General features: G+C 56.0%; 2 protein-coding genes. Both read right to left on the bottom strand.

What is annotated here, in order from left to right:
- Nucleotides 1-120: 120 nt before the first annotated feature.
- Complete coding sequence (locus tag JQ575_RS44105; RefSeq protein WP_212039397.1) at nt 121-510, bottom strand: response regulator; 390 nt, start codon at nt 508-510, stop codon at nt 121-123.
- 3 nt (nt 511-513) lie between these two features.
- Nucleotides 514-2,157: GAF domain-containing sensor histidine kinase (locus tag JQ575_RS44100; protein WP_212039396.1), on the bottom strand; the 1,644-nt coding region annotated here is incomplete at its 5' end.

Genomic DNA, 2,157 nt, shown 5'->3' with positions numbered 1-2,157 from the left:
CGACCTCACCGAGAATCGCGTCATCACAACGGAATCACGCTTCGCGGCCTGTCTCAACTGACTTTTGCAACAAAATCGGCCAATAGGCGACATCGCCAAGGTGGCGACGAGAGTTGGCGATCACTGAGCCTGACCTAGGCGCATATCGATTTCCGCTCGTAGCAAGTTGAAATCGATGGGCTTGGTCAGCAAACCGGTCGCGCCGCCCTCTATCGCCTTCCGTTTAGTTTCGGGATCGCCATAGGCGGTGATCATGATGATGGGGACGTCGGGTCGCATCTCCCTGACTTTTGGCAGCATCTCAAGTCCGGTCATCCCCGGCATGTTGATATCCGAAAGGATCAATATCAGAGTCTGGTCGATGGGGCCCTCGATCCGCGACAGCGCATCCGCCGCTGAAACGGCGAAGTCCATGATAAATCGTTGCGCCCTCAGATCGCGTCGAAATTGCTGGCGGAACAGCTCCTCGACGTCTGGTTCGTCGTCGACCACGAGAACTAAAACGCTCATGTCTCACGTAGATCCCTGCCGGAAAACATTGCTCTTCCTTGGCAGGACGATAGTAAATTCCGTGAACTGCCCAGCTTCGGTCGCCACATCAATTCTGCCCCCGTGTTGCTTCACGATGATGTCGTGCGTCATTGAGAGACCAAGGCCGGTTCCTTCACCGGCTGGTTTGGTCGTGAAGAACGGATTGAACATCTTTTCTTGCACTTCGATCGGAATGCCGGTTCCATTGTCGCGAATGCAAATTTCGACGGTATCCCCGAGGTTTCGGGTGGCCGCAGCGAGGACAGGCTCGAAACCAGCTTCGCCGTTCTCCGTCTTGCGTTTGGTTACCGAGTAGAAGCCGTTTGAGATCAGATTGAGGAACGCGCGAGTGATCTCCTGCGGAAACAGCTCGATCAAACCCGCCGTCTCGTCGAAGTCCCGTTGCAGTGTGACGTTGAACTGCGGGTTTTCAGCGCGCGCGCCGTGATAGGCGAGGTTGAGGCTCTCCTCTAGCAGCGCATTGATGTCCGCAGGCCGCTGTTCGCCGGAACCTTCGCGCGAGTGCAGCAGCATGTTCTTGACGATGGAGTCAGCACGCTTACCGTGCGTCACGACCTTTTCAAGATTGTCCTTCAGCAAGTCGGTCAATTCATCGACTTCTTCGCGCATCTTTTCGCCGATTGCGGCAGATTTCAGCAGATCTTTCAATTCGACGGTCAGCTCCGCCGAAAGCGCCGAGAAGTTATTGACAAAATTAAGCGGATTCTTGATCTCGTGCGCGATACCGGCAGTCAGCTGACCGAGCGAAGCCAGCTTCTCGGTTTGCACTAGACGATCCTGCGCGGTGCGAAGGTCATGGAGCGAAGCAGCTAGCTCTCGCGTGCGGGCTTCGACACTTTCGAACAAGCGAACGTTTTCTATCGCGATGGCAGCCTGGTCGGCAAAAGTGGTAGCCAAATCGATCTGCTTTTTGGTAAACGGCCGCACCTCGGAACGCGTCATAACGATGACACCAATAGCCTTGCCCTCGCGCAGCATTGGCACACCGATGATGGTCCGGAAATCCCCCAGTTTTTGCGCTTCGTTGAAGGTGTAATCGGGATCGGCCTGGACGTCAGGGATGTGAACGACAACCCCCTCCAGCAGCGCGCGCGCCGTCGCCGAACCGCGATCCGGAATAACCGGAACGTTTCTAACGTAGTCCATGAACTCGTTGGAAAATCCGTAGAATTCACCCCGAAACAGAACTCCATCCTTTTGCCGTGTAATAGTGGCCTTCTCGGCATCACAAAGTTTGGCTGCAGACTCCACTAATGTTTGCAGCACCGTTTGCAAATCAAACGTCGAGCGGCTGATCACCTTTAGCACATCGGCAGTTGCGGTCTGCTGTTGTAGCGATTCGCCGAGGTCGCGGGTGCGCTGGCGCAGTTCGTTGAGCAGGCGTGTATTCTCGATTGCTATCGCAGCCTGATCCGCGAAGGTCTTCAGCAGATCGATGTGCCTGTCCTCGAACGGGCTCACCTCAGTTCTACGGACTAGGATCGTGCCGAGCGCGCGACCCTCGCGGAGTAGCGGAACGGCAAGGACTGTTCGATGGCCAAATCTGATGGCGAGCTGCCTCCCACCGGGGAAATCATCTCCCACGGCCAACGCATCAGCGATATG

The sequence above is a fragment of the Bradyrhizobium sp. JYMT SZCCT0428 genome, from assembly GCF_018131075.1.
Lineage (GTDB): Bacteria > Pseudomonadota > Alphaproteobacteria > Rhizobiales > Xanthobacteraceae > Bradyrhizobium.
The sequence above is the reverse complement of the archived record's forward strand: the minus strand, read 5'-3'. Positions and strand labels throughout refer to the sequence as shown.

What these genes read in the sequence shown, in the direction of transcription:
- JQ575_RS44105 (WP_212039397.1), bottom strand. Translation starts at nt 510, where the DNA reads ATGAGCGTTTTAGTTCTCGTGGTCGACGACGAACCAGACGTCGAGGAG.